Annotated in this window: 23 protein-coding genes; 10 read left to right on the top strand and 13 right to left on the bottom strand. The window is 55.1% G+C overall.

Going from position 1 to position 23,875, the window contains the following annotated elements:
* From BN1936_RS06405 to BN1936_RS06395, 3 genes are all read left to right on the top strand, one after another.
* On the top strand, positions 1–541 hold a 541-nt coding region (locus BN1936_RS06405), incomplete at its 5' end, for an ATP-binding cassette domain-containing protein (protein WP_049686925.1).
* Positions 534–1,241, top strand: coding sequence for a molybdate ABC transporter permease subunit (locus BN1936_RS06400; RefSeq protein WP_022444083.1), 708 nt, complete (start codon positions 534–536; stop codon positions 1,239–1,241). The genes BN1936_RS06405 and BN1936_RS06400, both read left to right, overlap by 8 nt.
* On the top strand, positions 1,201–1,497 hold the full coding sequence (locus BN1936_RS06395) for a nitroreductase family protein (RefSeq protein WP_022444084.1): 297 nt from the start codon (positions 1,201–1,203) through the stop codon (positions 1,495–1,497). The genes BN1936_RS06400 and BN1936_RS06395 overlap by 41 nt, the downstream gene beginning before the upstream one ends.
* A gap of 274 nt (positions 1,498–1,771) precedes the next feature.
* Here the strand turns inward: BN1936_RS06395 and BN1936_RS06390 are convergent, their stop codons facing one another.
* The 3 genes from BN1936_RS06390 to BN1936_RS06380 all read right to left on the bottom strand — a co-directional run bounded on the left by BN1936_RS06390 (position 1,772) and on the right by BN1936_RS06380 (position 3,655).
* Complete coding sequence (locus tag BN1936_RS06390) at positions 1,772–2,275, bottom strand: flavin reductase family protein (protein ID WP_022444086.1); 504 nt, start codon at positions 2,273–2,275, stop codon at positions 1,772–1,774.
* Between the two features lie 24 nt (positions 2,276–2,299).
* Complete coding sequence (locus tag BN1936_RS06385; protein ID WP_022444087.1) at positions 2,300–2,629, bottom strand: TIGR04076 family protein; 330 nt, start codon at positions 2,627–2,629, stop codon at positions 2,300–2,302.
* Positions 2,630–2,728: 99 nt separating this feature from the next.
* Positions 2,729–3,655, bottom strand: coding sequence for an NADH:flavin oxidoreductase (locus tag BN1936_RS06380; RefSeq protein WP_049686924.1), 927 nt, complete (start codon positions 3,653–3,655; stop codon positions 2,729–2,731).
* A 97-nt stretch (positions 3,656–3,752) separates the two neighbouring features.
* Here BN1936_RS06380 and BN1936_RS06375 point away from each other — a divergent pair, with 97 nt between their 5' ends.
* Positions 3,753–4,106, top strand: a complete 354-nt coding sequence (locus BN1936_RS06375) for a winged helix-turn-helix transcriptional regulator (RefSeq protein ID WP_022444089.1) — start codon at positions 3,753–3,755, stop codon at positions 4,104–4,106.
* 254 nt (positions 4,107–4,360) lie between these two features.
* Complete coding sequence (locus BN1936_RS06370) at positions 4,361–5,734, top strand: hypothetical protein (RefSeq protein ID WP_022444090.1); 1,374 nt, start codon at positions 4,361–4,363, stop codon at positions 5,732–5,734.
* A gap of 837 nt (positions 5,735–6,571) precedes the next feature.
* On the opposite strand, the gene BN1936_RS06365 is transcribed toward BN1936_RS06370, so the two are convergent.
* Positions 6,572–7,543, bottom strand: a complete 972-nt coding sequence (locus tag BN1936_RS06365) for a tyrosine-type recombinase/integrase (RefSeq protein WP_049686923.1) — start codon at positions 7,541–7,543, stop codon at positions 6,572–6,574.
* A 901-nt stretch (positions 7,544–8,444) separates the two neighbouring features.
* Between BN1936_RS06365 and BN1936_RS06360 the strand changes: the two genes are divergently transcribed.
* On the top strand, positions 8,445–8,900 hold the full coding sequence (locus BN1936_RS06360; protein ID WP_049686922.1) for a hypothetical protein: 456 nt from the start codon (positions 8,445–8,447) through the stop codon (positions 8,898–8,900).
* Between the two features lie 196 nt (positions 8,901–9,096).
* Here the strand turns inward: BN1936_RS06360 and BN1936_RS06355 are convergent, their stop codons facing one another.
* Positions 9,097–9,441, bottom strand: coding sequence for a nucleotide pyrophosphohydrolase (locus BN1936_RS06355; RefSeq protein ID WP_049686921.1), 345 nt, complete (start codon positions 9,439–9,441; stop codon positions 9,097–9,099).
* 163 nt (positions 9,442–9,604) lie between these two features.
* Here BN1936_RS06355 and BN1936_RS11305 point away from each other — a divergent pair, with 163 nt between their 5' ends.
* Together BN1936_RS11305 and BN1936_RS11470 are read left to right on the top strand one after the other, a co-directional pair.
* On the top strand, positions 9,605–10,405 hold the full coding sequence (locus tag BN1936_RS11305; protein WP_082164497.1) for a restriction endonuclease subunit S: 801 nt from the start codon (positions 9,605–9,607) through the stop codon (positions 10,403–10,405).
* A 40-nt stretch (positions 10,406–10,445) separates the two neighbouring features.
* Positions 10,446–10,622 (top strand): hypothetical protein, encoded by a 177-nt coding sequence (locus BN1936_RS11470; RefSeq protein WP_022444095.1) that lies wholly within the window; start codon positions 10,446–10,448, stop codon positions 10,620–10,622.
* Positions 10,623–10,815: 193 nt separating this feature from the next.
* Here the strand turns inward: BN1936_RS11470 and BN1936_RS06350 are convergent, their stop codons facing one another.
* The gene (locus tag BN1936_RS06350; protein WP_049686920.1) at positions 10,816–12,618 is read right to left on the bottom strand and encodes an FAD-dependent oxidoreductase; all 1,803 of its coding nucleotides are present in this window, start codon (positions 12,616–12,618) and stop codon (positions 10,816–10,818) included.
* 200 nt (positions 12,619–12,818) lie between these two features.
* Positions 12,819–13,163, bottom strand: a complete 345-nt coding sequence (locus BN1936_RS06345) for a nucleotide pyrophosphohydrolase (RefSeq protein WP_022444097.1) — start codon at positions 13,161–13,163, stop codon at positions 12,819–12,821.
* A gap of 128 nt (positions 13,164–13,291) precedes the next feature.
* Between BN1936_RS06345 and BN1936_RS06340 the strand changes: the two genes are divergently transcribed.
* Positions 13,292–13,753: a hypothetical protein gene (locus BN1936_RS06340; RefSeq protein ID WP_022444098.1), complete on the top strand. Its 462-nt coding sequence runs from the start codon at positions 13,292–13,294 to the stop codon at positions 13,751–13,753.
* 498 nt (positions 13,754–14,251) lie between these two features.
* Here the strand turns inward: BN1936_RS06340 and BN1936_RS06330 are convergent, their stop codons facing one another.
* Complete coding sequence (locus BN1936_RS06330; protein ID WP_049686918.1) at positions 14,252–14,869, bottom strand: hypothetical protein; 618 nt, start codon at positions 14,867–14,869, stop codon at positions 14,252–14,254.
* Between the two features lie 288 nt (positions 14,870–15,157).
* Positions 15,158–16,810, bottom strand: a complete 1,653-nt coding sequence (locus tag BN1936_RS06325; protein WP_049686917.1) for a beta strand repeat-containing protein — start codon at positions 16,808–16,810, stop codon at positions 15,158–15,160.
* 654 nt (positions 16,811–17,464) lie between these two features.
* On the opposite strand from BN1936_RS06325, the gene BN1936_RS06320 reads away from it, so the two are divergent.
* Positions 17,465–17,680, top strand: coding sequence for a hypothetical protein (locus BN1936_RS06320; RefSeq protein ID WP_022444102.1), 216 nt, complete (start codon positions 17,465–17,467; stop codon positions 17,678–17,680).
* 253 nt (positions 17,681–17,933) lie between these two features.
* Here BN1936_RS06320 and BN1936_RS06315 read toward each other — a convergent pair whose 3' ends face one another.
* From BN1936_RS06315 to BN1936_RS06300, 4 genes are all read right to left on the bottom strand, one after another.
* Positions 17,934–19,436 carry a flavocytochrome c gene (locus BN1936_RS06315; protein WP_049686916.1) on the bottom strand — a complete coding sequence of 501 codons (1,503 nt, stop codon included), beginning with the start codon at positions 19,434–19,436 and terminating at the stop codon, positions 17,934–17,936.
* 113 nt (positions 19,437–19,549) lie between these two features.
* Positions 19,550–20,842 carry an FAD-dependent oxidoreductase gene (locus BN1936_RS06310; protein WP_232422074.1) on the bottom strand — a complete coding sequence of 431 codons (1,293 nt, stop codon included), beginning with the start codon at positions 20,840–20,842 and terminating at the stop codon, positions 19,550–19,552.
* 32 nt (positions 20,843–20,874) lie between these two features.
* Positions 20,875–21,555 carry a response regulator transcription factor gene (locus BN1936_RS06305; protein WP_049686915.1) on the bottom strand — a complete coding sequence of 227 codons (681 nt, stop codon included), beginning with the start codon at positions 21,553–21,555 and terminating at the stop codon, positions 20,875–20,877.
* Entirely contained in the window at positions 21,552–23,342 is a 1,791-nt protein-coding gene (locus BN1936_RS06300; RefSeq protein ID WP_187367754.1) for a sensor histidine kinase, read from the bottom strand. The genes BN1936_RS06305 and BN1936_RS06300 overlap by 4 nt, the downstream gene beginning before the upstream one ends.
* Positions 23,343–23,875 lie beyond the last annotated feature (533 nt).

The raw sequence follows: 23,875 nt of genomic DNA, 5'->3' as shown, positions 1-23,875 counted from the left end.
CCTGGGGCTCGGAACGCAGCCGATCGTGGATACGCACAGGCGCTTTGTCCTCCCGCCGCACCGACGCGGCGTCTCCATGGTGTTCCAGGATCACCGGCTTTTCCCGCACCTCACGGTCCGCGGGAACCTGACGCTCGCCGAAAAGTGGGGCGGCCGGAAGGCGCGCGTGGCGCTGGACGATGTCGCCCGATTTTTTGAAATCACGCCGTTCCTCGACCGGAAGCCGGGAACGCTTTCAGGCGGCGAATCCCAGCGTGTGTCGCTTGCTCGGGGCGTGATGGCGGCGGATTCCTTACTGATTCTCGATGAGGCGCTTGCGTCGCTGCATCCCCCCAGGAAGGCAAGGCTCCTCGAACAAATCGCGGCGCTTCCGACGCTGATCGACGTTCCGGTCCTTATGATCACGCATTCCCCGGCTGAGGCGCTTCGGGTGTCTCAAAAAGCGATTGGGCTATCTAAGGGAAAGATCGCCGCGACCGGGGACACCCGGTCGGTGTTGGAGTCCTGCGGATTCCTGAAGGAGGAGGGGAACCATGCCTGAGTGGCTTTCGATCTTCCTCTCCCCCGACCTCTGGGAGTCCCTCACCGGCCCCTTGTGGCTCACCGGTAACGCGCTTTTCTGGAGTCTCGCGCTGCATGCCCTGGTTTCCATTCCCATCGCCTTCTGGCTCGCTCGGCAGCAGAACGTTCTCACGAAACTCGTGGGGTTTGTGACGACACTCCCGCTCATCTTCCCCCCGATCGCGCTCGGGTACCTTCTCATGGTGCTCCTCGGGCAGAACGGGTGGATTGGCAGCTGGCTTAAAACGGAGTGGGGGATCCGGGTGCTCTTTACTCCGGAAGCCGTGATTCTCGCGGCCTTTGTAGCCGGCATTCCGCTTGTTGTCCGGCCGCTTAAAGCCGCGTTTTCGGACGCGAAACTCCGGGACCTGGAGGCGGCCGCCGCTCTCTGCGGTCTTTCGCCCCTCAAGCGCTTCTTATTGATCACCGTGCCGCTCGTCCGTAAGCCGCTCGCCGCCGCGTTTATCCTCGCAGCCGGCAGGGCGATCGGAGAAGTCGGGATCACAATGATGCTCGGCGGCAACATTGAAGATCGCACCGCAACGGTGTCACTTGAGATCTTTAACGCCGTGGGCCGGGGCGACTTTGATGAAGCCACCGCGCTCTGCGGAGTGCTCGCCGCGATTTCGCTTTGCTTCTATGTGCTTCTCGACCGTCTGGGGGCGAGCGATAAGGCCTGAGGTTCTTCAATCCTCAGGCGTATCCGCCGAGTCTCTCGATCTCGGAACCGTCTATATCGGGGCGCTGCGGGACGAGGAAACGGCGCTTTGCGACCTGCTTCACCTCCCGGAACAAAGCTTTGTGGTGGCCGGGCTTCTCGTCGGGTGGCCGGCGGATGGCGTGCAGACGCTCGTCCGTCCCCGTCTCCCGCAGAACGCCGTGGCGTTTAAGAATGGCTACGGCCCGATCGATCTGAAGGGAGCGGTTGAAACCTAAGAGCGGAACTTCCGCGCGTACCGTGAGGCGAACGGGATGAAATTGAAGTCCTGGACCTTTGAAGTCGTGAACGGCGCGACGAGCCTTGACTATATGGATGGCCGTGAAAACATGACCGCGATGCTGAAGGGGCGCGGCTTCCCGCTGAAGTAAAGCCCTGCGGAAAGCGGGCCAGCTCATACTGATTGGCTGACACGCTCTCTATATAGTGAAACGAAAAGACCGCGGGCCGCTTGGCGGCTCACGGTCTCTTCGGTCAAACCCAGGGGAATGGTTAGGCTCGTTTTGCCGGCGTCACGGTCGCATAGCCGTCCCAGGCGAAGAGCGCTTCTTTCGAGTCGTCCCCAAAAATCCTCTCAATATCGCAGAGATAGAGGAAGTGGTCGCCGGATTCAATCGTCTCGCGGAGGGTCACGAGGAGCGCGACGCGGGTGTCTTCCGGAATCTCGATATCCGACCCTTCCACACGCTGGAGCGCGATCGGCATTTTCTCAAGCTTATCGACCTTCGCGCCGGTTGAAGTGCCGAACGCTTTCACCGCGTCCCGGAGGGTTACGCCCGGGGCCGCGATAATCGCTTTCTTCGTTCGGCGGAAGTTTTCGCCCGAGTTTGCCGTCCGCAGCATGGCGAACGCGAGCATCGGGGGGTTGAAGGACGAATACATGAAGAACGACACCGGGGCCATATTGAGGGCTCCGTTCTCTTTCTTCGTGCAGACGAGCATCAGGGGTTCCGGGGACGTGAGAACCGTGGCTTTCCCAATATTGATTTCTTTCATGGCTGCGAGCCTCTTCCTTTCCTCTTACTCAAACATCTGATCAGCGTCTTCATCCATCGCTTCGATGAGGAAACTCACCGGGCGGAAGCCGTCGTTACAGGACGCGACAAAGGCGTTCCGGTTTTTGAGTTCTCCGTCGTAGAAGTTCTCCGCGCCGTGCGAGAGCGCGAAGACATACTCCATCATCGACTTCCAGGCGTTGTCGCAGAGCCCGGCGGGCTTCTGCCAGCCGTTTGAGATGAAGGTCATGCCTTCGGTGTTGTAGTCACAGGGTTTCAGCCCCGGCGTCGCGTATTTGTCGACGAGTTCCTGATTCCAGCCGCACTTGACGACCGTGATTTTCACTTTTTTCATCGTGTTTTCCTTTTAATAAACAAATCTGCAGTGATGCGCGAGGGTCTGATAGCACCCGTCGCAGTGAATGCAGTGCCCCGGAGCCGCGTCACCCGCGGCTCAGCGGTTCGGGAGATCGGGTTCCCGGATCAGTCCACGGCTGATTCCGAAAAACGGAATGCCGTGATCGTTGAGAAGCGCGTTCATCACACCTGGGTCGGAATTGCATCCCGTGAGAATGAGGGGGATGTCGCTCTGCTGCCGCACCGCGATCGCGAGATCCTGGTAGCAGGACGGGTGATGGTTCCCATGCTCAAGCCCCGAGTGGTCACCGAGCACCTCGATGAAGTCGAGCCCATTCTGATAGAGAAAATCACAGATCGCGACGCAATTCTCGGTGTCGTAATCCGTGAGGGATCGGTTCACGTAGAAACTGAATTTCGCGGAGACCGGGTACCCCGGGAGCCGCTCCTTGATCCCATGAATGATTTCGGTCACGATCCGGGCGCGGTTTTCGACACTGCCGCCATAGGCGTCCCGCCTCCGGTTGAACCAGGGGCTGAGAAAGCGGTAGAGGAGCCAGCCGTAGGCGAGGTGGAGCTGCACCCCATCAAACCCGCAGCGGTAAGACCGGACCGCGGCGTCCACGAAGAGCCGCCGGATATCCGCGATGTCGTCAATCGAGAGGCTATTCACCTCAATCACCCGGTGAGGCGCGGCGCTCGACACGTAGAGATACATGTTGAGTTCCGGGAGTATCACGGCTCCGTACCGGTGAGCGATCGAGACAAGCTTCTGATAGTCCGGAATCAGCCGGTCGCTGTAGAGCCGCATGTTGTCCCCGATCGCGTTATTCCATTCCGACACATCGGTGAGCTCCGTGATGATCATTCCGACACCGCCCGCGGCAAGTGTTTCGTACCGCTCATACATCTCCGGGAGCAGCGTTCCATCGGGCCTGCAGAGACCAAACCACGTCGCTGACCGGACCAGATGATTCTTTAACCGCATCCCGCAAAGCTCCGCGGGGTCTGTCACCTTTTCCATCCTCAAAACCTCTTTTATTTTTGGTGCCGTGAAGTTTATGATCACGGATACATTTGTACAAGTACGTACATTTTTGTTCCTTAGAAAAAATCTCAGAATGCCCCAGTACAAAGACCAAATTTTTGAGAAATGCCCGATTGTCTACGCGATGGATCTGATCGGTTCGAAGTGGAAGATCCCGATCCTCTGGAATCTCACGCAGGAGGATGAGCTGCACTACAACGAAATGCGGCGTCGGATCCATGGGGTGACAAACACCATGCTCACGCGCTCCCTGAAGGAGCTGGAGGCGGACGGTCTCGTGATCCGGGAGTCCGCGGGCACGGTGCCGCCCTCCGTCACCTATCGGCTGACGGACCTCGGGAAACAGCTGATCCCGTCGCTCGACGGCCTCTATAAATGGGGCGAAAACCACCAGAAGGCGTTTCTCGCGTCCGTCAAAGCGGCGTAATGCCTGACAGAGGGGAATTCCATCTTCTGTCACCGGGCGGGGGGATTCGGGTTGAGACTAAAGCGCGGGGCAAAAGACTCCGCTCAAGCTTCCGTCTCCGTGAAAGCGTGAACCCCGTTTTCCCCCGGCGCGCTTACACTTCGGGGCAGTCTGAAGGGGCTTTTGGTGCCTCTTCTTTGCTTCTAAAAACAGCCCGCCAAAGCGGAGAACTCATCAACACTAGAGCTCGCCTTTTTCCCGGACGAAAGGAAAAAATGATCAGCCGCCGAATGCTGTTTGCCTGCTCAGCCGGATTACTGGCGGGTACCGACGCCCGCGCTGAAACAACGCCCGGAAGTGAAAAATACGCGGTTAATGTTCCCGCCACCGATGGTTCCCGGGATGTCACGGCCGCGTTTCTCGATGCGCTGAAAACCCACGATCGGGTCTATGTGCCGGAGGGGATGTACCGGATTGATAGCCGCGTGGATCTCTCCCGTCTCTATGGACCGGGAATTCTCACCTTTGACACCGGGCACGAGGTGGCACTCACGACGCCGGCGGATTCAGAAATCCTCGATCAGATGTTCTTCGGCGACCTGAAATACGCGGTGGAGAAGGTCGGGGTCCAGGACATGTCGGTTTGCGGAGGCTCTGTCTTCCTCTCCCAAAACGTCCGGAACCCCGGCTGGAGCGATAAGTCCGTTGTCCGGGTGTCGGAATACGCGTTCCCTCAATTCCCTGATAAACGGCCGGCGTTCCGGATTGAGACGGACACGGATCAGCTGTCTCCGGTGGCGAGCGCCGCTTTCCTCGGTCTCGGGCACGGGCAGGGCTGCCAGGCCGTGCGGGAAGAGGGGCGGACGGTGATCTACACGACGAAAGGCCCCTCAGCCGATTCCCCCGCGGGGAACGGCGTCACGCGGATCCTGTGGCGCGGAAGCGATACCAGGGAGTCGGACTTCCGGGTAACCCGGACCCCGAAGAGCGACTTTCACCAGGTGGGGCTGTCGCCGGATGGGGAATACCTGCTGGGGTTCGTCCAGGGACGTATTAGCGTCTTTAAGCGCCTTGAACTCCTCACTCACCCCGACAGCGCCAAACCCGTCCTCACGATTCTTTTCCGCGATGAACGCCCGAGACGCTTTGTGTCGGGGCTCACAACCGACGGCCGCTTTATCTATGTGCTGCAGAGCTCCACGGCTGACCCCTGGATGAAACAGCGGATCGACGTGTTTACGAGGGAAGGGCGGCATCGGAAGACGATTGAGACGGATTCTTTCCTCGCGTTTCTCCCTGAAGCCGCGAAAGAGGGGACAGAGCACGTCTTCTTCCCGATCAATAAGGAAGTAGAAGGGCTTTCCGTCTGGCGGAACGCGCTTCTTATGGTCTGCAAGCTCAATTTCGCCATTCCCCGCGACACGGTGACGCATGAGGGGCGGTTCTGGATCGCCGCTCATGACTCAAAAGGCGTCCCTCCGCCCAAACTCCAGTACTGGCGCGAGGCAAAAAAGGCCTTTCCGGCCGCGAACCCCTGGAATCCGGACCAAAACTACCGCGGATTCCGGGGTCAGGTCACGCATCGGTTCATAATTGGGATCGTTCCGCGCGGTTTTCTCCGATCAGACGCTCCCTTAAACATAAAATAGAATCCTATAATACAAATCGCGTCCGCCCGGAATCGAAAAAAATCGATTTCCGGGCTTATTTTTTGAGATTTTTCGAATCCTCTTTTTCTTTAAAGTGATACATAAATTTATCTCTGTGATGTAGTTTTCTATCTATTTTTACTGGCTATTTATCAGGGATAAATTAGTGTCGCTTAAATTTTTTGAAGTTATCTTTAAAGATCAATTTATCTTGGTAATTTAAAGATTGATATCAATGCTGGAAATACCGTTATTCCATACGGTAAATGGTCTGAATTCTCTGGAGAGCTTCAGAGAGTGGAACCGAACCTTCTGGATGCCGATGAGCGAGGAGGAAGGATGGCTTTGAGGATCGCCGATGTCGTTATGGTTTTAGAGGGAAAGCCAGCCAGAAAACGGTCCCTGAAATAGTGATTTTTAAGTTTAAAAAATAGAAAACAGCAAGTGATGGAAAGAGAGAAAAAGCACTCTAGAGAAATAAAAAATGTATAAAAATGGATAATTAAATGATTATCTGCGGCAGATATGAGCCAGCCGTGACCATTGTGTTTTGTGCTTAGGATGAGTGCAAAAATCAACAGCTGTTTCGCAGGACCACCCCGTGTTTTGGTCTGGCAGGGGATAGTCAGTGGTTATAAAATAAAAAAAGTAAGGCTGATTTTTAGAGCCGTGATTCGGGTGGGGTCGGTTGCGATCGATCCAAATGGGGGGTTGAACTGACACAAGGGCTCGAGGAATCAGCTGAAAGCCCGCGACCAGGATTACGAGCCCCCATAGTGCCTGGTTCAGCGGGCTTTCCTATTTCTGTGGGATGCCTATCCCAGAGCGTCCGTCAGCTCAGAGCTTCACCTTCTTTGCCGCCTCCCGCTGGGCTTTGCGGCCTCGGCGGTCATAGAGCGCGGTGGTGGTGATGCTTGCGTGGCCCATCATATCTTTCATGGTCGAGATATCAACTTTCCTGTCGAGAAGCCGGGTCGCGAACGTACGGCGGAGGTCATGCGTCGTGATATCCTCAAGCCCCGCCCGGATCCGGTACTCCTGGACGACATGCCCCACGGCGTGCGGGGTAAGCGGCGCGCTCGGGTCAAATTTCCAGCCCTTGAAGAACTTCCCAAAGACAAATTCCCCTTCTTTTCCGCGGACATCGAGCCATCGGGCAAGAGCGTCCTTCACTTCCGGGATCAGAAACACTTCTCGCTCCTTATCGCCTTTGCCGATAAAGCGGATGGAGCTATCCGCGAGGTTCACGCCCTTCAGTTTGATCGCGGAGACCTCCGCTCGGCGCATCCCGCAGCCAAGAAGCAGGCAGAGAATAGCGTGATCACGGATCGTGATCGGGTTCATCTCAATCTGGGTAGCGTCGAGGAGCGCCTCAGACTCATCCTCCGTGATCGCGCGGCCGGCCGCGAGGCGCAGAAACCGTATGGATTTCACGAGCTTAATTCGGGCGAGCGTCTCCGCGTCCATCTGTTTCAGAAGGAACGCCTGGTTCGCGACGCCCTTGAACGCGGAGAGGTAGCAGTTGATCGAGCGGGGGCTCATCCGGGGCTTCCCGTTTTCGTCTGGCTGCTGCATCGCGGTGATAAAGGCGAGCACGTGTTCGTACCGCATCGCGGACCAGTTGAGAAAACGGAGGTCTTTTGCTCCGGCCCAGTGCGCGATTACGTTCAGTTTGCTTGTCATCGTGTAGCGGGAAGTACCACCATGCAGAGTGGCGATAAACGCCATAGCAGGGTTCACTTCAGGAGCGTCAGAATTATGGCGAATGATGAGCTCATTCTGTACCGGATCGAGGACTTCACTTTCCATAATTTTGTATACCTTAATTCAGAAAAACGGGATGACAGGCATCGAAAAAAGGATTCTATTTTTGAATTATAGGAAAAATAGGATCCGTTTTTGGGGTACTGGAAGCACCGGAAGGCGTTAGAAGAGCCTGAAAACGGACTTTTTATAAACCGCCCTCACGGATTGAATAATATAATCGACATTATATTATCCTATTCTTGGAGAAAAAAGGGCGGAAAAATGACCCCGAGAGCCATCAAATTGAATCCGATTTGGTGGTCAAGGGCTCGTACCTCAAAATTTGAGCCGTTTTAAATCGATCTCTGTTTTCTATGCAAAGTTAAATTTACAGATTTATATCTGCATAAATTCTGAAAGATCTGAAAAATCCTGAAAGCTGGATCCTGGAACGGAACGCTAAAAGTCAGGTTTGGGGATCCGGGCAGTCTGGGAAGCGTCCATGGATTTTCCTCAGGACTGACGTTTGAGAATGCGGGTGAAGGGGCTGAGTGACGATCAGAAACGATCCAAAAAGAACTTTGGGCAGGAAGTGTCAGACATTAAGGAATTGGATCTGTCAGGCGCAGCATCCTTGTTTGTGGTTCTCCGCTTTATTGCATCTCGGCCCTTCTACTCACAGCGTAAAAGCGGTTCCAGGTGCCGTTAGTGACAGTGGCAATGCAGATTTAGCTACTGTCGTCACGAGAAAAGAGTCCACCCAGCTTCTTCCTTTGCGACGAGACGGTTCTTATTTGACATTACAAATTGCGCCTCAGAACGTAATGAAATCTATATATACGAAAACTTAAAGTAATGAAATGAATCCACTTATTTCACAACTCTTTTTTAAACACGTTTGAAGGCTATACTTTGAAAAGTAACAGAAATGATTTCCTGCTATAGCTAGATATGGGGCTTTCAAATGGATAAATTTGTGATGGTTTTAGCTGCGGCACTCTGTTTCAGCACAAGTGCTATCGCGGAAGTTACCTGTCATACTGATGCGTTTGGCGACGTGAACTGTACCGGATATGACAAGGATGGAAATTATGTCAACACCACCTCTCACAAAGATGCCTTTGGAGATGTCACCACAACTGGGCATATTGGGAATAGTAAAGTAAACACCACAGCTCACACAGATGCCTTCGGCGATGTCAACACAACCGGGCATATCGGGAATAGCCAAGTAAATACCACCGCCCACACAGATGCTTTCGGTGATGTCAGCACAACTGGCCATATTGGGAATAGTCAGGTAAATACCACCGCCCATAAAGATGCCTTTGGAGATGTCAGCACAACCGGGCACATTGGGAAGAAAAAATTAAACAGTACCGCTCACACAGATGCCTTTGGAGACACGTCCAACAGGTAGTTATAACTGATTGTTCCTGAACCCCGATTTAAAGCCGATCCATTTAGGACCGGCTTTTTGTATGCAGTATCTTTTGCTCCGTCAGGCTTAAAAATTTTTTTCCGTTACGAACTCCGGCCGCCCTGCTCCCACTTCCGGTGTGCGGCTCACCAGGAGGGAATTCAGAGACGCTATGAAGGGTGAATGAAGACCGGATTTAGAGTTCCGTGTACTTCTTTGAGTTGCCCTTTGCCTTTTCGACCGGGTATTTCGCCGCGTTCTTATCAATCTTGTTCCGGATCGCTTCCGGAATGTCGATATTGAGGGCGTCCGCCATATAGATGCAGTAGATCATCACATCCGCTAGCTCTTCCGTCATTTCAGGCTTCTTCCGGGCGGCCTCGAGATCAGCGCCGGACCACTGGAAGAGCTCAAGGAGTTCCGAGGCTTCCAGAAAAACCGAGATCGCGAGATCCTTGGGATTATGGAACTGCTTCCAGTCCCGGTCGTTCCGGAATTCGATTGCCTTCGCTGCCGCTTCTTCAAATGTGATTTTGCTCATAATCGTCTTCTTATTTCGATCTATCGAGGTTATCAGATAAGGTGAGGAAAGTATCAAGACTAGTGGCGTTTGTGCTGCTTATCCCATCGGCTTCGTAGAAAAACGCAATGGAATCTGTACCTCACGAGGTGCAATGAAATCTGTACCCCCTTGAACCGACCGAATTTTTCAGCCAACCTTTTCTGGGAAAAGGGGGAAAGCGTTTAGATTTGCAAACACTTGGGAACAGCGGAAACTTAATGAAATCGCTGATGTTTATGATGGTGTTCATCAAACCCCAAAGTACACTTCAAGTGGGGTAAGGTTCCTTTCAGTTGAGAACATAGCAACGCTTGAGTCTGAAAAATATATCTCAGAAGCTGATTTTATTCGTGATTTCAAAATATTCCCACAAAAGGGAGATATTTTGATGACTCGCATAGGTGATATTGGAACTGCAAAGGTTATTAAATCTGATGAAAAATATGCATTTTATGTGAGTTTGGCGTTATTAAAGCCAAAGCACATAAATTCAGATTTTCTTTGCAACTCTATTGCTTCAAAGAACTTCCAAAAGGGGCTCAAAGCAAGATCGCTTCTGACTGCAATACCTCTGAAAATCAATAAAGAAGAAATCGGTAAAGTAGCGACTTCTTTTCCCTTAAATCTTTCAGAACAAGAAAAAATAGGTTCATTTTTTAATCATATTGAATCTCTTCTTACCCTTCATCAGCGTCAGTCAGTAAGTTCATCCCTCCCAAGTCGATGTTCTCCTTTGATCTATTCACGCACCCTACAGGGATTACCAAGGCGGAATCTTGCGAATCAGTACCCGTTTAATCAATCAAAGAGATACGGAAACGCTTGGAATAAAACGGATAAATTCATTTTTATATGTCAATTTTTTATAACTCCTACAGCGGGATCCCTTGACGGTTTCCTTCTCTATTGCCAGAATGGCTGTGCGGTTTTACAGCGATATTGAAATCCTTACGTTCCCTTGATGAGGGATTGGGAGAACAGGTATGGCCACAAGAAAAGCGACCCCTGAAGAACTTGAAGAGCTGCAGAAAAGCATGATGGCCTGGGGCGGCAGCGCCTGGGCTATTGGCGCGCATCGCCCTCGCCCCGCCTCCGACGACTCTGCCGATAAGAGCGCCAAGACGGAGGAGAAGGCGAAGCCAGAAAAGACTGACGATTAAATCAGCCTTACCCATCACTGGAACACAGACGAGCCGCTGAAAAGCGGCTCTTTTCTTTGTCATACCTCCGCAGGAATTTCCGCAGCAAACCGCATCTCCGATTTCAGGCAGATGCCCCAGCGGGCCCCTTCCCCAAACAAAAAAATCTCCGCTTCGGTGTCCGGAGCGGAGATTATGTCAGGGTAATCCGAAATTACTTGCTGGCGTTCTTGACGGCATTGTCACCAGCCACGTAACCTGAGACGATTGCCCAGGTGTTCATCATGGCAGGGAGCGGATGCGCGCCGTTCGCGCCGCCGACCACACAGCCGGCGCCGTACAGATTCTTGAAGGGCTTGCCGCTCTTATCCACGATCTGCAACTGGGCGTTGGCGCGGAGACCGCCAAGCGTCGTCTGATAGCGGGCCTTCTGTTCGATGATGTGGTACGGACCCTCACCGATCGCGTGCAGATTCGTGCGGCCGAACTGCGTGTCCTTGCCGGCCTTCACTTCGCTGTTCCACTGAGCGACCTGAGCGAGCAGCCCCTTCGGATTGATGCCCATCGTCTTCGCGCAGGCTTCGAGTGTCCCCTCGCAGTGAGCCGGACGGCCGTTATTGATCAGCGTCTTCCAGGACTCAAAGACCGCGGGGCTCGTGAACGTATGATCATCAATCGCTTTCTTGACATACGTGTCATAGCCCTGCTTATCCATCACGAGATAAAGGAGGTGACCCGGAGCCCTCAGAGTCGCCTGAGCAAGTGCGGCAAGCGACGCGTTTTCGTTAATCACGCGCTTACCGGTAGCGTCCACGAAGATTGCGTTCTTCTTCACGGCGAAGCTTGACGAACCCGTCGTATCAATCGAGCGGCCGGGCTGGACTTCCACGCCGTTCGGGTACGTCGTCGCGAGTTCGAGATTCAGCGTATCGGCGCCGATTTCGCGGCCCATACGGAGACCGTCACCCGTTTCGGTCGGCAGACCATAGAAGAGGACGTGGGCCTTCTTATCCTTGAAATTATTGCGGTTCGCGCCGAAGCCGCCGGAGGCGAGGACGAAAGACTTCGCCTTGAAGGTATAAGGCTGGCCATACAGACCGTTTGCCTTGACACCCACTACGCCGTGACCCTTCGTCATGAACTTATTCGCGCGCATATCGGTCATGATGACGCCGCCGTGCTTCTTATAGATATCGAGCATCAGCTGCTGGTACTTGACCGAGTTGCCTTTGATGGAAATCTGACGATCCGCGCTGTGGTCCGGGAACTTCACCCAGGCGGCGCCGTACGGGAACTTGAGATCATCAATCAGCCAGTCACCGACTTTGCCGGTCATCTGCGTCACCATGTGGGCGACAACCGGGTCGTTGAGGTTACGGCCGCTTCGCAGCATATCTTTATAGAGGAGTTCCGGTGAATCCTTCGTTTCCTTCATCACTTCACGCTGATAGCGTGTACCGAGCGCGACAAAGCCGCCGTGGTTCAGGGCGGACACCCCGCCGACCGCGGCACGCTTCTCAATGAGGATCACTTTCTTTCCCTGCAGCACACCGCGAACCGCAGCCGTGATGCCGGCGTTGCCGCCGCCGATCACGAGAATATCCGTATCCACTTCTTTCGCGGGACTGCCGGCGAGTGACTTATGCGGCACTTTCTTCGCGAAGTCTTTCTGCGTGGCGCCAGCCTTAGCGAGAGACGCCGCGGTCGCGCCGATAATGGCTTTGGAGGTGAGAGAGGCGCCGCTCACCACGTCGACCTTCGTGCTCTGGCTCTCAACGATTTCCTTCGGGATGTTCTTCAGGGCGGCGTCGGAAATGCCCTTTGTTTCCTTCTGGTCGATCACTTTGACGTCCGCGATCTTGCCGTCCTTAACCGTAACGGAAACCTTGACCGGGGCGTTGCGTCCGTGAGCTTCGCCTTCGTACACACCGTCAGTGACAGCCGCCGTGGCTGCCATCGAATACGCTGCGGCAACAGACATCACAAGAGTTGCGGCGGCGGAGAAATGAAATTTCATATTGCTCTCCTCTGTTTGCCGGTCTTAAGGCAGACCGGCTTAACAATCCGCCAACAATTCTATCAAATAAGCCCTATATCCAATACAAAAGTATTAGATATTAGTGATTATGAACAGAGATAAAGGTCAGGGAATAAGTTCGCGAACTTCTTTAGGCACATGAGAGGGGGATTCAGTGGCGGTAAGAACGGGGGAGATTTTCAGAGCTCCGTGTATTTCTTTGAATTTCCCTTCGCCTTATCGACCGGGTACTTCGCCGCGTTCTTTTCAATCTTTTTCAGGATCGCGTCCGGTATGTCGATATGGAGGGCGTCCGCCATATAGATGCAGTAAATCATGACGTCCGCGAGTTCTTCCGCCATCTGAGGCTTCTTCCCGGCGGCTTCAAGGTCCGCTCCGGACCACTGGAAAAGCTCGAGGAGCTCCGAGGCTTCAAGCGACACCGAGATCGCGAGATCCTTCGGGTTATGGAACGGCTTCCACTCCCGGTCGTCCCGGAACTGAATCGCTTTGGCTGCCGCGTCCTCAAATGTGTTCCTGCTCATCAGAGTTTCCTTTTTTGACTGAATGCCGCCCCGCGAAGCCTTTGATTAGCCGCATCGGGGGTGGGGTTAGAAAATCGTTATACTGCAGTAATGGTTTTTATTCATAAAACACACACGGAGTCCATCCCATGAAAAAAGTTATTCTGGTTTTAGCTTCAGCTTTCTGCTTTAGCGGCAGTGCCCTCGCAGGCGTTAACTGCTACAGCGATGGATTCGGCAACACCAACTGCAGCGGTTATAACCAGAACGGCGACTATGTGAGTACGCATTCCTACAGCGACGGCTTCGGGAACACCACGACTACAGGCCGTATCGGGGATAGTTCCGTGAACACGAATTCTTATAGTGACGGGTTTGGCAACACCACAACGACCGGCCGTGTCGGAGGTAGCTCCGTGAACACGAATTCCTACAGTGACGGGTTTGGCAACACCACGACGACCGGCCGTATCGGGGACAGCTCCGTGAACACGAATTCCTATAGTGACGTATTTGGCAACACCACGACATCAGGCCGCGTGGGGAACCGTTCCATCCATTCCAATTCCTTTTCTGACGGTTTCGGGAACACGACGCATACGGGTTGGTAATCCTGGGGATCAGACTTCCCTAAAGTCACTCTCCCCCTCCCGCTGTCTCTCCGGAGATAGAGTCCCCGCCGAAACGTTTCAGGGCCGCAGACATGTCCGCGTGGCCCTGAAACAGCTGTTCGCCCGATCAAAGAATCAGCGCTAAGAGGAAACCAACCGCTACGCCGGCGAGATCGGTCGCGATATAGCGGGCAAGGCGCCTCTTCAGCAGTATTCGCGCCATCTACTCTTTCCTTCCGAATATGAGACTCAGGACGAAAACCACGGCGATGATGGGGACCGCGATGAGGCTCGCGGCGGAGGCGACCCAAAAGAGACCGAGTCTGATACAAGTCCAAAGCCAAGAACCGCGACGATAAAAATTACCATGCCGATGGTTTTCAGTGTTTCCATACGAATGAACGATTGTCAGGCATTCGGTCTCATTTACTGCCTTGCTCTCCGCCCAGAAAAAAGCCGTCCGGTCAGTTTCACCGAACGGATACGGGATTCTCGCGATCAGAACCAATAGACGGTATCGCCCTTCACGAGAGGCGCGTCCCGGATTTCTTCAGCGACTGCGCCGTAACTGATGCCCCAGTGACCCAGCAGGTTGTCTGAGCCTTCGCAGTAACTGATCGTGGGGCTCCCGTCCGCGGAGATCACGTAGCAGTCTCCAAAACACATGCAGCTTTCCCACGCGTGTCCATTCAGGCGGTCAATCGCGAGACAGAGCAGCTCTTCGGTGGGGCCGCACTCCCCGCTATACCCGAGAGGAACGCGGTGAAGACGCTCCTCGCAGAACGGAATGAACGCTTTCTTTTCCTCGTCGTTCACGAAGAGGAGAGGCTTTTCCGGATCGGGATCCAGGACGGACTTATATTTTCCGGATTCATTCCAGTCGCTGACGATGAATTCGCGAAGGGAGGGAATTTCATCCGTCACAAATTTCTCGATTTTATGCGCGGTTTCTTCCTTTTCTTCTTCACTGATCCCCTCTTCCTCGTCATCCTCTACGAAGCCGTCATCCTCGTCTTCGTCGTCCCCTTCTTCATCCAGCACTTCCGGCGTTTCGGGCGCCTTGGGTTCAGTCACTTCGGCCACGGGGGCTGTGACACTTTCTTCTGTCTCTGCCATCAGATCATCTCCTTTCCGGGTATCCGGTAACCATCCTGATTTATCAGCGGTTTCCGGAACTTCGGAATCTTTGTCTCCTGAAATAAAAGTAGCATTTTTGATGACGGATGAATCAGAGTTCCTCGTCAATACTGTCCCTGGATCGCAATACCGTTTCTTTTGAAGGGGGAAGACAGGGGGATGCTTCAGAACAGCTCGCTTTTTCTCCTGAACCGCGGGTGACAGAGACGCAAAAAATCCGCCCTGACGATCAATCAGGACGGATCTGACATGTAAAACTGAAAGTGTTTACTTCAGGATCGTCAGCCGATAGCTGCGGCGGCCGACGCCGTTCTTCTCCGCTTTCCAGATACCCGCGGGGTCCGTGAACATGAGATCCGCGGTGCCGCCTGAAAGCGTTGAGGAACCGGTCCAGGTGCCGGCGAGCGTCACAGTCGCCAACGCGCCGTCCGACGCCGAGAGGTCGCCTGTCCACGCGGTGCCGGTCCCGAAGTCAGCCTGCAGCTGGGTCCCCGAGCCTGACTCGGTCACGTTCCCGGTGAGGGTCGACGTGCCGGAGAGCATCACTATGGCTCCTGCTCCCGAGGTCAGGCTGATACCCGCGAGACTCGACGCCGTATCCTGCTCCTGAAGGAGGAAACGGCCTCCTGTTCCGTCCACCGAGACTTCTGACGTGCCGCCGGTCTGCGACGTGTACGCAGCGTCTCCCGTCAGCACCAGGTATACCCAGCTATCGGATGCCGTGATCTTATTCGCTTTCAGGTAGGAACCCGCTCCGCTTTCGTGAATGGCGACGCGGGAATCATTGCTGGCTGTCACGTTCCCAACCACCTGGACGCTTGATGCTTGGAGATCCCCGTTAATCGTGACGCCGGTCGAAGGATCGGCATTATCAGAGAGAATCACTTGGCCGCCGGATTGGTTGATCACCTGAATTGGGGCGCCGTCCGCCCGAATAACGACGCTGCCTTCGTCTGACGCGTAAATCGTCGGAGAGTCGGAATTATTGAGCACCTGAACTCCGGTGCCCGAAGCATCGTTCGCTTTCAGGCTAACCAGCCCGTGACCGGTGACTTTAATCGCGGCGGACGAAGCGGCGGTGTCTTTCACGGTCACGCTGCCAGCGTCAATCGTGACAGTGCCATCCGAATCCGACATGATTGCCGCGGCAGCGGATTGAAGACTCTCAGCCGTCACCGTGCCGCCGTCGTGGTCTTCCCCCGTACCATAAAGATTCACGATGCCGCTGTCCGCGCGAATAGCGAAAGTGCTGCTTGACGTGACTGTCGTGGTCCCGGCCCCGGCGATCTGAACAATCGCTGAAGCGGCATTCGTTTCAATGCCGTAGCCCTTATCCGCCGTGATCGACACGGTGCCGCCTGAGAGCGTGAGGTCGACGCCCCGGTACACGTACCGATCCGTCGTTCCGGCGCTCCCGAGGATCGCGGCGCCCCCTTCAGTCGAACGCACCGTCAGATTCCCGCCGATCGTGCCGTCAATATTGTTGTTTGACCCCGTGACGAGCGAATCCCCGACTGTCGTCACATTCACATCTCCCGCCACCGCGAGGTGAACGCCTCCCGTTGTCGAGCCAGTCGACGTCCCGGTGAGACTGTTCGCGGACGAAATGCCGTAAGGACTGATTCCAGAGCTCGCGGCGGACACGGTATTCGTGACCGTGAGGGAGTTAAGGGTCAGCGTGATGCCTGTCGCGGCGTCCGTGTCTGATCCTGCCTCAACCGGCGCGAGGGATCCGACCGCAGCGGTATCCGTCTGATCGGTATAAGACACGACCGCGTCAGTCCCGGCGGCGTTGATCGATGTGCCTATCTGGGTATACGTGACTTCCGACGCGTGCGCCGCGCCGATCGCGAAAAGCGCCGCGGCGACCGCTGCCGCCGCCTTCGTCCCCTTCAGGGCATAGGTTTTTCTCTGCTTCATGGTGAATACTCGTCCAATGGTGTGTTGAGCCGGATTAAAGACTCACCTCGGGTCAGAAACTGCCCTTCAAGGGGAATTGCTGAGAGGGATGGATTCTGACTTTTTCGCCTCACCTGTTTATTTTTGGTTGTTCTTCAAGTTGACAGATGGACCGAAGTAAGGATTACGGTAATTATGGAATCTTTACTCATTATTTCGTGTCGCTTCCGATTTCGCAAATAAATACAGAATTCTGTTGCCTTCCGGCAACAGGGAAATCGGAGAGCTAGTAACTTTTCCGTAATTTCAAAAATAGATGAGTTAATTTCAGTTAACTATTTCAGGTTGACAAATAAGGGCAGGAAACCCGGGGAAGCTGTCAGAATTTGAAGGCCAGCGGGATCAGATTTCAGTCACTCGGGCGATCTGAGAAACGCTTTTCGTTATTCTCTTTTTGAATATCCAACATAACTTGCAAAGGACTCAAGCTATATCTACCTAGTACTACCCAAAAGGTTTATTAATCACGTCAAACCATTTAAACGACTGAAAAAAGCCCTGTATCTTTTTTTATCGTTCTCATAAAAATAAGCCGTCTCAAAATAGTCTCGCAAATTTAAGAAACCTGTGGCAGACTGCCCCCGATGCTTTGAACAAGCTTTTGATGTCATAAAAATGAAAACAAAAAATAACCTCCGGCTTGAGATGGAGTTTTATCGGCTGGCTGCGGGCGACTACCGCCCGCTCCCGGAGCTGCCGAACAGAACTTCCCCTTCCCGCGGACCCCGCGGCCTGAAGAAGTACTGTGAACACTCTGTCGAACAGGCGATCTACCGCTTTTTCGCGTCGGACCATGAGGTTCCGGACGAAATGGCGCTGGAACACGCCTAAGAACGTTCCTCCGATTCGGCTGTCCCCCTGAAACTCTTGCCGGCCGGACGGAAGGAACCACCGGCCTCTCGGAGACGGAGCCGGATGACAAAAATGGAACCGCCCCAGGGCTTCAGCGCTCTGGGGCGATTTCATTACCGCTCTGCCGGCTGAGGAGAGGGGTCGCCGGCAGTTTCTGCTACGAGAGGCATGAAACTGTGTCGCTTCCGGGCATATCTCCCCGAACGCTCATGCTCTCGCGAGGAACCTAGATCTAGGCCCGGTGCGCCGCGGCGCTCTTTCCGGCGACCCTGCCATACACGACGCAGTCCGCGATGGACACCGTTCCGAGTCTCACCATGCCGTGGACACCGCCGCAGATTTCACCCGCAGCGAAGAGACCCGGGATGATATTGAAGTCAGTGTCAATCACTTCGGCCTTCGGGGTCACGGTCAGACCTCCCATGCAGTAGTGCACCCGAGGCCAGAGGCGGCAGGCGTAAAACACGCCTTCGTTCGGCTCCGCGTCCTTAAAGATCATGGCGTGGAAATCCGGATCAGCCCGGTTCTGGATCGCCTGATTCCAACGTGCGACTGTAGCCTTCAGTGCCGCGGGATCGATCTTATAGGCGGCAGCCACCGCGTCTAGCCCCTCGAGCCGCTTGATCGAGCCATTCTTGACACCCGCGTCCACCGTGCTCTGCGGCACATGCTTCTTCATGTTCTTTTCCGAAATCATGATGATCGAGGGGTGACCGGTCGCGATGATGGCGTCCGCGCGGACCTTGCGGTTGCCGGTTTCCTGGACGAAACGCTTCCCGGTCTGCGGATCCACCATGAGACCGTAGCCAACAGACGCCTCGACAAATTTCGGGCATTCACCGAAACCTACTTCGTCCGGGCTCGTCCAGGGGCCGAGCTGAATCCAATCCATCAGCGTCGTACCGGCGCCGATCCGTTCGGCGGCCTGAAGGGCCGCGCCGTCAGCACCAGGCTGATTGGTGGAACCCAGTTCCGACGTGAGCCGCGGGTCCTGCATCATGCGCATCTTGATGTTCTGGGAGAATCCGCCGCCGCCGAGCACCACGCCGCGGAGCGCGCGGACCGCAGCGGGTTTGCCGGACTTCTGGTTCGGGAACCGGAAGTTTTTGAGAATCTCAACCCCAAGCACCGCGCCCTTATCGTCCGTCACGATATTGGTCATCTTGGTTCGGAGCCGGACCGGAATCCCCAGTTCTTTGCACTTATCGAGCATCGGCCCGATGATGTCAGCTCCGGTGCCATTCTTAAAACTGCAGGAACGGGCAACGGAGTGACCGCCCTGGAAACCGAGACGGTCCCACTTCACACCGATGAAATCCGTCGCCCACCGGTACGAGTCATAAGCGCCGTAAGCCACGACCTTCGCGCACTGCACCTGATTCAGGTTGCCGCCTGCTCTCAGCATGTCTTTGAGAAGGAGTTCCGGGCTGTCCTGAATGCCGGCTTTCTTCTGCATGTCGTTCTCCGGAGCCGCGAAGCCGCCCGCTGAAAGGATGGAGTTTCCGCCCGGAATCGGCATCTGATCAAACACCACGACATTCGCGCCCGCGGTCTTTGCTTCAATCGCGGCTGAGAGTCCGGCGAATCCTGAGCCTATAACGACCACATCAAAGGTTTCATCCCATTTGGCGGGCATCTTTGCTGCCGGGTGGGCAAAAGCGGCAGGGGCCGCGGCGGCGAGACCCGCGGTAATAGAGGCTCCAAGCAGATTCCGGCGGTTGATACTAACGGTCATGATTCTCTCCTTAGTGAATAGAGGAACTGTTTTTCGAGTTCCTTGCTCTATAGAGAAAATCTAGTTTCGCGGCGTCTGAAAATCCTTAAACAAAAGTTTTAGATGCGTGAAAATCAGGACTTTATCCCTGCCGCATCCAGCCCCGCGATCCGCCCGAAAACCAATCCATCCGGAATTCCGCAGCCTCCCAGACGGTTAACGCCATGAACCCCGCCCGTGACTTCGCCCGCGGCCCAGAGTCCCGGGATAGGCTTTCCCAACGCTGTAAGGACGCGGGCCTGAGGTGAAATCCTCACGCCCCCAAGCGTGTAAAGCGTTGACATGCCGGCGTAGCACCCCCAGAACGGAGGCTTCAGAATCGGGGATTTCAGCGCGGAAGCCGCTTTTCCGAGGGGATCCTGACGTGTTTTGACGGAGCGGTTGTACTGCTCCACGGTCCGTGCGAGATTTCCCTTCGGGAGTCCCATGAGCGAGGCGAGTTCCGGAACCGTGTCCGCGCACCAGGCGTCCCCCGTCTCAATCGCGAGCGTCGCCTCTTTCTGCATGAGGATGCTGAGATTCCGGAATGCCCGATCGTCGATCACGGTGTACGCGTACCGCTCAGGAAGCTTAAGCACGGCGTCTGTCAGCTGATTCCGATGCGCGTCCTCCCGGATAAAACGCCTCCCCTGATGATTCACCAGAATAAATTGATCCACGATCATGTGGAAACGGGCGTGGTGCGTCCTTCCCTCGGGGGCTCCGGGGTTGCAGAGAATCCGATCCATGTCGGTGAGGGAGGAACCGATTTTTTCCGCTTCGAGAATCATTTCTCCGGTAGATCCCGGCGCGGCATTCGTGGTGAGCCCATCGTATTTAGGCGCAAAGCGGTGAATCATTTCCCGGTTGGCGCCGAAGCCGCCGCTCGAGAGAATCACGCCCTTTTTCGCGTTCAGATTTCTGAGAGTGCCTCGGTCGTTCACCCTGACCCCGGTTACTCGGCCGTCAGACTGAAGAAGTGCCACCGCGGCGGTCCCCGTCCTGATTTCCGCGCCAAGAGCGGACGCCCGGTTACTGAGCGTCCGGATATAGCCTTCGCCGTTTGGCATCAGGGGTTTATGGGCCCTCGGCCACTCAGCGCCATAAGCCTCGGTGACAGAAGGCATGAATTTCATCCCCTGGGACTCAAGCCACCTGAGCATCGGGGTCGCGCCGAACACCAGAGTCCGGGCAAGCGCCGGGTCCGAGTGGCCTCCGCCGCTCTGAAGAACCTGACTGAGAAAAAAGGGCTCTGAATCCCGGATCCTCAGCGCGTTCTGACGGCCCGGGTCGACGCAGGAATAAAAGCCGCCTGAGATCCTTGTGCTCCCGCCGATATGCTCCTCTTTTTCGAGAACCAGAACGCGGAGACCGTTTTCGGCCGCCATGATGAATTTTCTCCGTGAAGAGGCGATTTCCATCATTCATCCTCACTCAGTCCGCCGGTGATCGGGAAAATTTCAGGTTTCCCGGCTTCATCCGCTTTTTTAAGGAGTTCAGCGATTTCCACCGCGCTCTTCACCTCAAGCTTATTGGTCGCGTTCCAGCGATGAATCTTCACGGTCTGTTCGGTGACACCGAGTTTCTCGGCGATCTCTTTGTTATGAAGCCCAGATGCGGCCTCGCGGCAGATTTCGAGTTCCTTCGGCGTGAGTGTCCGAAGCTTATCAGCCGCGGCTTTCGCTTCAATCCTCTTTCTGCAGACGGCTTCATGCCACGCGACAAGCCGCTTCACGGACTCGGTGAGTGTCTCCGAACGCATCGGTTTCTGCACAAAGTCAGCTGCCCCGCGTTTCAGCGCGGCAACTGCCATATCCAGATCACCGTGGCCTGTGAGAAAGAGGATCGGGATCGTGCGCCCTTGCCGGATCAGTTCCTTCTGAAGCTCTATTCCGCTCAGCCCCGGCATCCGGATATCGAGAACAAGGCACCCGCAGCGCTCCTTGTCATCCGACTCGAGAAACCGCTCGGCGCTCTCGTACTCCTTCACGTCCCAGCCGGAGAGCCTCAGCACAAACGCTTCAGACTGCCGGACCCTCTCATCATCGTCCACAATTCTGACGAGAGGATTCAGTTTCGGGTTCAGATTTTCCATTGTCATGCCTCGCTCCCTCTTGCGGCCGGGTGGATGGTGGGAAGGGTGACGGTCACCGTGAGTCCCCTCTTTTCTCTCCGGAATCCGATATGGCCGCCGTGGCGCTCGATAATCGACCGGGCAAGACTGAGGCCGAGACCCAGCCCATCCGGTTTGAGACTCGTCACCGGGCGGCTGAGTGACTGAAGTTTTTCCTCGGACACGCCAACCCCGTTATCCGTGACTTCAACACTGGCCGTGTCGTTCCCAAGATCGAGGACCCGGATCGTGATCCGTTTGTCCGTCTCATCCCGCATCGCGGCGGCTGAGTTTTTGAGGAGATTCACGAGGACGAGCTCGAGTTCCATCGGATCCCCGAGCACCGTGATGTCCGGATTTACGCTCGGCTCGATATGGATCCCCTCCGCAGCTGAGGTGCGGCTGAAAAGCCTGACAGCCTCATTCACCAGTTTCTCAATCGTCACCGGAACCGGCCGCGGGCGATCCTGTTTCGCGTAGCGGCGAACCTTTTCCACGATATCAGAGGCCCGGACCGCCTCTTCCTCTATCACCCGGGTGGTTTCCGTCACGGTCGGATCATCGCCTTTGATCCTCGAGAGGTAGAGCCGCAGACCGCCCGCGAAATTCATGAGAGAGGTCAGAGGCTGCCGGAGTTCGTGCGCGACGAGCAGCGACATCTGGCTCACGGTCCCGGCCCTTTCAAGCTGTGAGAGCGTCTGGCTCTTCATCTGATTCTCTTTTTCGAGTCTTTCTTTTTCCGCCATCGACTCCCGGAGTTCCCGCGTCCGGATATCCACCAGCCGGTTCACACGCACTGTGTGAGCTGCCCAGAGGAGAATCAGCGCGGCGAGAACATAAACCGCGTACCGGTACTTTTCCCAGAACGCTTCCCAGTTCATTTCCTTCAGGTAAGCGTATGGGCCGGATTTCAGCACTTTATAGAGATTCGTGACCGCGGCTGAGTCATTCGCGATCGCCCAGACAGTCCCGTCATAGGCCGGTTTTTCGGCGAGCAGCGTGAGCGCGGTCGCCTTCACAAGTGCGGGATCGGTATAGGGGAGCGCCGCGAATACGACCCCCGGGTACAGCGGAGCGGAACGGCGGCAGGCGGATTTTTTGTCTGTCTGCTCGCGGATCACCCGGAATGCGTCCGGCTTAAAGGCGTGAAGCGTGAGCTGTTTCTCGAGATCACAGGCCTTCAGGATGCCGACATAGGCGTCGCCTGAAAGCACCGCGTCAACCACATTCGGATAGTCATAGTGGGTAAAAAGCTCCCGCCCCCAGAATTTATCCGGATCAAACCCCGCTTTCGCGACTTCCCCCTGGAAAACCACCCAGGAAGAGAAATCGTTCGGATCCTGACTGACGACAGTTTTCCCCTTCAGGTCTCCGATCGACTGGAGACCAGACCGATCGGATCGGACAAAAACCACGGCGCTCGTGCTGCGACCGGGGTTCATCCCCGAAACGCTTCTCGCCGCGACATTCGTCGCCCCGGATTCGAGCGCCTGGTAGGAGAAGAACCCGCTGTCCGACATGAAAAAATCAATCTGATGATTTTTGATCGCGTCAGTCAGCCCTTCCATCGACAGGACTTCGGTCCGGAAAGTCCTGCCGGGATTTTTGTCTCTCAGTGTCCTCAGTGTCGGCCCCATCGTATTCACAAAGAAATCAGGGTCGAGCGACTCCTGTATTCCGATCGTGACGGGGCGCTCTGACGCGCTGGCGGGATAGGGACCGAAAGCGATCAGAGCTGCGAAAAGACTGATGACGGATAGAGAGGCTCTGAGCACGGTGAAAAAACACCTCGGGCGGGTGTCCGTTGAATGAATAAGTGATACGTACTCTGACATTCTCGTTTCAGAGCGCGGATAAATCAAATAAATTCAATCCCACACAATCTTCACAGCCGTCCATGGACGCCCGTACGCGGCAGTCGGATTCCCGCCACAATGTTTAATCTAAGTTCAACTACTTACGTACTCGGATCCGTATCCTTAACTCTGTTCCGGGAAGCAACAGCGGCTTGATAGGTGCGCCGCTCCCGGAGCTAGGTGTTTTTATATTTACCGCTGCCAGATCCGGACTCTCTCCACCGGATGAGCAGCGGGCTTTTCTCTCCTTTGGTTGCTCTCCGACGGACCCGCGAGCTCTCTCTCCTGCGCGGGTCCGTTTATTTTTGCCTGGAAACCGACCTCCACGCCTCTTCTCTCCCTTACTTGATTTACTTATACAGAAATCAAGATTTCGGAGAAAAACGGTATTTTCCGAGGAAAACGAAGACTTTTCCCTGTCTGTTTGGCATCCACAGGAAAATCGGTCGGGG

This window comes from Dakarella massiliensis, from assembly GCF_001182045.1.
GTDB classification, from domain to species: domain Bacteria; phylum Pseudomonadota; class Gammaproteobacteria; order Burkholderiales; family Burkholderiaceae_F; genus Mesosutterella; species Mesosutterella massiliensis.
Note: the sequence above shows the minus strand (reverse complement) of the source record. Positions and strands in the feature narration are given on the sequence as shown.